Below are 6,910 nucleotides of genomic sequence, written 5' to 3'. Positions count from 1 at the left end.
CACCCGACACCACGGCCACCCGGTCCGGACACCGCCGCACCCGCTCCTCGAACAGCTCCTGCAGCGGCGCTGGTTCACGTGCCTCGCGGCGCGTACCGTGCCCTCGTTCGGCGATCCGGCGGCTCTCCGCCTCGTCGACCATCGGCAGGTGCCCGATGCGCCGGGCGGGGTCGGTGAGCGCTGACCGCAGGAGGACCTCGTAGTGGTCCGCCATCCGTGCGACCGTCTGCTCACCGAACAGGTCGGTGCTGTACTCGAAGCCGAAGCGCATCCCGTCGGGAGCGGCCTGGATCATGAGGGTGAGGTCGAACCGGGCGACGCCGACGCTCATGCCCTGTTCCATCAGGCTGTGCATCCACGGCTCCGCCGGCGCCAGTTCGGACGCGTGCTCCAGGTAGGGGAGGCTCTCGTCGGCGAACATCACCTGGAAGAGCGGGTTGTGGCCCAGGCTGCGTGTCGGGCGGAGGGCCTCGACGACCTGCTCGAAGGGGACCTCCTGGTGGCTCTGGGCGTCGAAGAGCTGCTTGCGGACCTGGCGCAGCACCTCGTCGAAGGCGGGTTCGCCGCGCAGGTCCACGCGGAGGGCGACCGTGTTGACCAGGAAGCCGACCATGGACTCCAGCTCGCGCCGGTTGCGGTCGGCGACCGGCACGCCGATGACGACGACGTCCTGCCCGCTGTAGCGGGAGAGGAGGACGGCGAAGGCGCTGAGCATGGTGATGTAGTTCGTCACCTGGTGCTCGCGGCTGAGCTGCGCGACCTGCCGCGTCGTCTCGGGCGACAGCTGCCGGCGCAGGAAGCCGCCCTGGAAGGTCCGCTCCGGGGAGCGCGGGAAGTCGCTGGGCAGGGCGAGCAGTTCGGGGGCTTCGGCGAGCTGGGACTTCCAGTACTCAAGGTGGAAGGCGAGCCGCTCCTCCTCCAGCCAACTCTGCTGCCACGCCGCGTAGTCGGCGTAGCCCACCGCCAGATCCGCCAGCGGGGAGGGTTCGCCGTCGGCGAACGCCCGGCAGATCTGGAGGAACTCCTGTCCGAAGACGCCGATCGAGTAGCCGTCGAAGACCGTGTGGTGGGCGGCGAGGACCAGCACCTGCCGCGTCTGGGACATCCTGATCAGCCGGGCGCGCAGCAGCGGACCGCGGACCAGGTCGAAGGGCCGGCGCCACCACCGCCGGATCTCGTCCTGCACCTGCGCCTCGCGCTGCTCCTCGGGGAGCGCGGAGAGGTCGTCCTGCGGCAGTTCCAGCCGCCAGTCGTCCGCGATGACCTGCCAGACCTGCCCGTCCTCCTCGCGGAAGGTGGTGCGCAGCGGCTCGTGGCGCCGGATCATCTCGTCCAGCCCGTCCCGGATCACCGCGGGCTCGATGAACGCCGGCAGCGGGATGAGCCAGTTGACGGTGTACGAGGTGTCTCCGGGGTTCAGTCTGTCGATGAACCACAGCCGCTGCTGGTCGAAGGTGGCGGGCAGCGGACGGTCGCGGGGGACGCGGGTGAGCGGCGGCAGCGGCACCGGCTGCAGCTCCTCCTGGCGCCGTTGCAGCTCGCCCGCGATCTGGGAGATGGTCGGCAGGTCGAAGAAGAGGCGTACGGGCACCTCCAGCGAGAACGCCTCGCGGATCCGGGCCACCAGCTGCACGGCGAGCAGCGAGTGCCCGCCCAGGTCGAAGAAGTCGTCGAAGACGCCGATGGGCGAGCGCGACAGCGTCTGCTCCCACATCGGGACGAGCAGCGCCTCCGTGGTGGTGCGCGCGGGCACCCGGGTGCCCTCCGCCGCGGGTGCGGCGGCCTGCGGGAGGAGCAGGGCGCGCCGGTCGAGTTTGCCGCTGGAGGTGACGGGGAGCGCGTCGAGCGCGACGAGGTCGGCCGGCACCATGTAGCCGGGGAGGCGCTCGGCCAGGTAGGCGTGCAGCCGGGGTGTCAGCAGGCGCTGGATCTCGCCCTTGAGGGGCTGGTTGGCGTAGCCGGACCAGTCGCGCTCCACGGGCGCGGGCGCGGTCGGTACGACGAACTCCTCGCTGTCGGTGGGCTGTTCGGCCCCCGCGCGGGTCAGCAGGACGGTGAGGGCGCCGTCCGTGCCGTGGCGGCTCCAGTCGACGGTGGCCTCGTAGCCGGTCTGCGCCGCCAGTTCCAGGAGGTCCTCGGGGTCGACTCCCTTGGGCGTCGAGGGCTGTGCCCGCCAGGCCTCGACGGTCTCCAGGCCGGACTCGCCCTTCAGCCAGCGGAGGGTGCGCGCCGCGTTCTCGACGCGCGCGTTGGGCACGTTGCGCAGCCGGAGCCGGTCGGGGGCTTCGGCGGTGAGCACCTCGCGCAGCCGGGGCAGGGTGAACGCGTCGGCGGCCCAGTCGTGTTCGGGGCAGTCCCGTTCGGAGCTGCCGGGTTCGGGGGCGCCGGGTTCGGGGCTGTCGGCGGGGGTTCCGACGTGGAGCACCACCTGGTAGCGGAACATCGACATCTCGTTGAGGTGGCCGCCGCGTTTGGGCCGTATCTCGACGCGGGAGACGACGCCCGTGCCGGCTGCCCAGTCGCGGAAGAACGCCGGGTCGAGCGTCAGCTCCTCCTCCTGCTGCACGCGGTGCTGCACGCGCTGCCAGAGCTGGCGGCGGGTCATCCCCTCGGGGGCCCGGCTCGTCTCCACGTCGGCGTGGAAGGCGTCCAGCAGCGGGAGGCTGCGGACGTCGCCGACGATGACACGTCCGCCGTCGGCGACCCGGGAGAGGGCGCCTTCGAGGACCCGTACGAGGTAGTCGACGTCGGGGAAGTACTGCACGACCGAGTTGACGACCACGGTGTCGACCGGTTCGAGGTCCAGCTCGGCGAGGTCGTCGGCCTCCCGCTGGTGCAGCACCACGGACTCGGCCAGCTCCGGCCGGGTCCTGAGCCGCCGGCGCACCGATTCCAGTACGGGCGCGGAGAAGTCGGTGCCGTAGTAGCGCAGGCAGTCCCCGGCGAGGGGGAAGAGGAGCAGGCCGGTGCCGCAGCCGATCTCCAGGATCCGGCGGGGACGGTGGCCGCGGACGAGCGCCAGCGTGTCCTCCTGCCAGGCCCGCATCTCCTGGACGGGGAGGGGGCGGCCGGTGTAGCTGCTGTTCCAGCCGGAGAAGTCGTGGCCGTCGTCCGTGGCCCCGGACGCCTGCGGGTCGAACGCGTCGTAGACCTCGCGCCAGTGGTCGATGCGCTTGTCCTCGAGCGAGTCGAGTAAGTCCTCGGCCTCCTGGACGGCGGTGCGCGCGCGCTGGGGGTGCAGCACGACGTACGACACGAGGGAGCGGTCCCCGGGGGTGTCCTCGCGGACGACGGTCGCGGCGTCCTGGACGGCGGGGTGCTCGCTGAGCACGCTGTCGATCTCGCCGAGTTCGATGCGGTAACCGCGGATCTTGACCTGCGAGTCGGTGCGGCCGAGGAACTCCATGTTCCCGTCGGCCCGCCACCGGGCCAGGTCGCCGGTCTTGTAGATGCGCTCGCCGGGCGTCGCGCCGAAGGGCGCCGCGATGTACTTGCCCGCTGTCAGCTCCGGTTCGCCCGCGTATCCGGAGCTGAGGCAGATGCCGCCGATGTAGAGGTCGCCGGGTACGTCGACCGGGCAGGGCCGCAGGCTCTCGTCGAGTATGTAGTAGCGGGAGTTCTGGATCGGCTTTCCGTACGGAATGCTCGGCCAGTCGGGATCCACCTCGCCGACGGGGAAGAAGTTCGACCAGACCGTCGCCTCCGTGGCGCCGCCCAGTCCGACCACCTGGACGTTGGGGAACGCCGACTTCATGACGTCCGGCGAGTGGACCGGAATCCAGTCGCCGCTCATGAAGACGAGGCGCAGGGAGGGGGAGACGGCTTCGTGCGCGCCGCCGGCGTCCGTCGGCAGGAAGGGCACCAGCTGCATCAGGGCCGCGGGGGCCGAGTCCCAGAAGGTGATGGAGTCGTCCACGACATGGCGCAGCAGGTTCGCCGGCTCCTGGACGTCCTCGCCGGACGCCACCCGGATCGACCCGCCCGCGGCGAGTATGCCGAAGACGTCGTAGACGGACAGGTCGAAGCTGAGGGAGGTGATGAAGAGGATGCGGTCGTCGCGGCCCACCGCAAAGGTGTCGTTGACCCACTCGATGAGGTTCACGGCCGGGAAGTGCGCGACCGTCACGCCCTTGGGGGTTCCGGTGGAGCCGGAGGTGAAAATGGTGTAGGCGATGTCCTGCGGACTTCCCTGCGGCGGGAGGTTCTCCCTCGGCATGCGATCGAGTTCATCCGGCGTATGGACGGCGTACGGGGATCCGGGAGCCGGGAATTCATCGACCTCCGGGTCCATGCACACGAGATGCGCGAGATTGTCCAGCGGGTCGGCGCTCAGCACGCGGGGCACGAATGCGTGCTGCGTCAGAACGCACGTGACGCCCAGCGAGTCGAGGATCCAGTGCCACCGCTTGACGGGCGCGTTGGCATCCAGCGGAATGTACGAGGCGCCCGCTTTCAGAATTCCCAGGAGCGCGGGGACCATTTCCGCCGAACGCTCCATCAGGATGGCTATCTGGTCCCCGCGCTGGATCCCCAGCCGCTTCAGGCAGTGCGCCACCTGGTTGGCGCGCTCGTTGACCTCACGGTAGGTCCAGCGCTCGTCGCGGAAGAGCAGGGCGAGCGCGTCGGGGTCCTCCTCGACGCTGCGCTCGAACAGCTGCTGGATGCAGAGCTCCTGCGAGTACGGCGCGTCGGTGTCGTTCCACTCGTGGACGAGCCGGGTGAACTCCGCCCGGGTGAGCACGTTCAGCTCCCCCAGCCGCGCCTGCGGCTGCTCCACGAGGTCCGTGGCGATCCGGTGGAGGTGGCCCGCCATGCGCTCGACCGACTCGGCGGCGAAGCGCCGGGTGTCGTAGTGGAGGGTGAGCGTGAGGCGCTCGCCGGGAGCGGCCACGAGGCTCAGGGGGTACGCGGCGTGGCTCTCCTCCCAGCTCCTGGCCATCAGGGGGGCGCCGGCCCCGGACTGCCGCGCCCCGCCGCCCCCGCCGTCGTCGCTCTTCTCGTCCTTCTCGTCCTTCTCGTCCTCGACCGTCACGACGGTGTCGAACAGCGACTCCCCCGAGCCGATCCCGCTCCACCGCTGCACCTGCACCAGCGGGCTGTGCTCGTGCTCCTGGATCCGCGCGTACTGCCGCTGCAGGCCCTGCATCCACTCGGCCCAGCCCGTCGCGGCGGGCACCCGTACGCGCATGGGCAGCGTGTTGACGAAGAGCCCCGCCATGGACTCGGCGCCGGGCAGACCGACGGGGCGGCCGGGGGTGGTGACCCCTATGACCACCTCGTCGGCCCCCGTACATCGGCTCAGCAGGAACGCCCAGCTCCCCCGGACGAGGGTGGGGAGCGTCAGGCCCCACTGGCCGCCCACGGTGCGCAGGGCGGCTGTCTCCTGCTCGTCCAGGACGAGGGAGACCTGGGCGTACGCGGCAGCCGGCGCCTCCCCCGCCGCGGACTCGCCGGCGGGGGGCCTGGCCTCGAAGGGGAGCGGGCTCGCGGCCGCGACCGAGTCGAGTTCCTCGCGCCAGAAGGCCTCGGCCCCGTCCGCGTCCTGACGGCTCAGCCACGCCACGTAGTCCCGGTACGGCGTCACCGGCTGGTCCTCGGGCGGCCGTCCGGCGGTCAGCCGCTCGTAGGTCCGCTCGACCTCGCGCAGGATCTCCCGCTGGCTGCGGGCGTCGAGCAGCACGTAGTGGAAGCTCCAGAGGATCTGGTGGCGCTCCGGGCCGAGGCGGCAGACGTGGAGGCGCCACAGCGGCGCCTCGTCCAGGGCGAAGCCCCGTTCGCGGTCCCGCCGCAGGAGGTCACGCAGCCATGCGGACTGCTGCTCCTCGTCCAGGGAGTGCACGTCCGCGTAGTCGAGGGGGACGTCCACGCTCGGCAGGACCGTCTGCACCGGCTCCTCGCCCGGCCGTTCGCGGCAGCTCGTCCGCAGTGCCGCATGCCGGCCGGCGACGTGCGCCCAGCTCTCGCGGAACGCCGCGAGGTCGAGCTCCTGCGCGACGTCGAGCACCACCTGTACGTGGTAGAGGCCGGTCGTCCCGCCGTGGCGGGACTGGAAGACGATGCCCTGCTGGGTGGGTGTCATCGGGTACGAGACCTCGACCCGTTCGTCCCCCGAGAAGTCGCTGAGGCTTTCCGCTGAGTTCTGAGAAGTACTCAAGGCTGCAAATCCTCTGAATTCACAGATGAGGTGACGCTTCAGTTGTACGCCACGTCCACCTTGCTCGACCGATGCAAGTCGTCTGCTGCGCGCTGGAATTGGAGTTTCCGTGGCTCGGGCGGCGCATGTCGATGCCCCACCGCCGGGTTTAGGACTTCCCCTAGTGTCTCGTGAGCCGGTAGGGATCTCCCTAGTGAATCCATGTCTAGGGAGATCCCTGAATTTTCCTGCGCCTGGCGAATACGCCAGTCAGCAGGGACATTCCTCGAAGGGCGGGATGATGTGCACCCGACTTCCAGGTGTTGTCCCAGTTTCTGCTCGTACGGCTGGCCCTGCCGCCGCCCGGCGGGGTCGAATCGGGCCCGACGCCCCGCACCCGGTGCGGGGGCCGCACGCCGACGGAGGAGAGATGGGCGACGCGCAGGAGAGCCGGCCGTACAAGGTCGTGCTCAACCACGAGGAGCAGTACTCGATCTGGCCGGCCGGGCGGGAGAACGCCCCGGGCTGGCACGACGAGGGGACCATGGGCACCCGCGAGGAGTGCCTGGCGCACATCGAGGAGGTCTGGACCGACATGCGGCCGCTCAGCCTGCGCACCAGGATGGCGGCGCAGAGCTGATGGAGAGCGGTCGGGCAACGGGGACACGCGCGTTGGTACACGAGGTGTTCGCGCGGTGGGCGCGGGAGCGGCCCGACGCGATAGCGGTGAAGAGCGCCGGGGAGACACTCACCTACGCCCAGACCGACGCCCGCGCC

General features: G+C 70.8%; 2 protein-coding genes. One reads left to right on the top strand and one right to left on the bottom strand.

What is annotated here, in order from left to right:
- A partial coding sequence (locus ACFQLX_RS25465) for an amino acid adenylation domain-containing protein (RefSeq protein ID WP_386418870.1) occupies nucleotides 1-6,154 on the bottom strand: 6,154 nt, incomplete at its 3' end.
- A gap of 409 nt (nucleotides 6,155-6,563) precedes the next feature.
- On the opposite strand from ACFQLX_RS25465, the gene ACFQLX_RS25460 reads away from it, so the two are divergent.
- Nucleotides 6,564-6,773, top strand: a complete 210-nt coding sequence (locus tag ACFQLX_RS25460; protein WP_386418868.1) for an MbtH family protein — start codon at nucleotides 6,564-6,566, stop codon at nucleotides 6,771-6,773.
- Nucleotides 6,774-6,910 lie beyond the last annotated feature (137 nt).

The organism is Streptomyces polyrhachis, from assembly GCF_042663125.1.
Classification (GTDB): Bacteria; Actinomycetota; Actinomycetes; order Streptomycetales; family Streptomycetaceae; genus Streptomyces; species Streptomyces polyrhachii.
This window is presented reverse-complemented; position numbering and strand designations above follow the sequence as displayed.

What these genes read in the sequence shown, in the direction of transcription:
- ACFQLX_RS25460 (WP_386418868.1), top strand. Translation starts at nt 6,564, where the DNA reads ATGGGCGACGCGCAGGAGAGCCGGCCGTACAAGGTCGTGCTCAACCAC.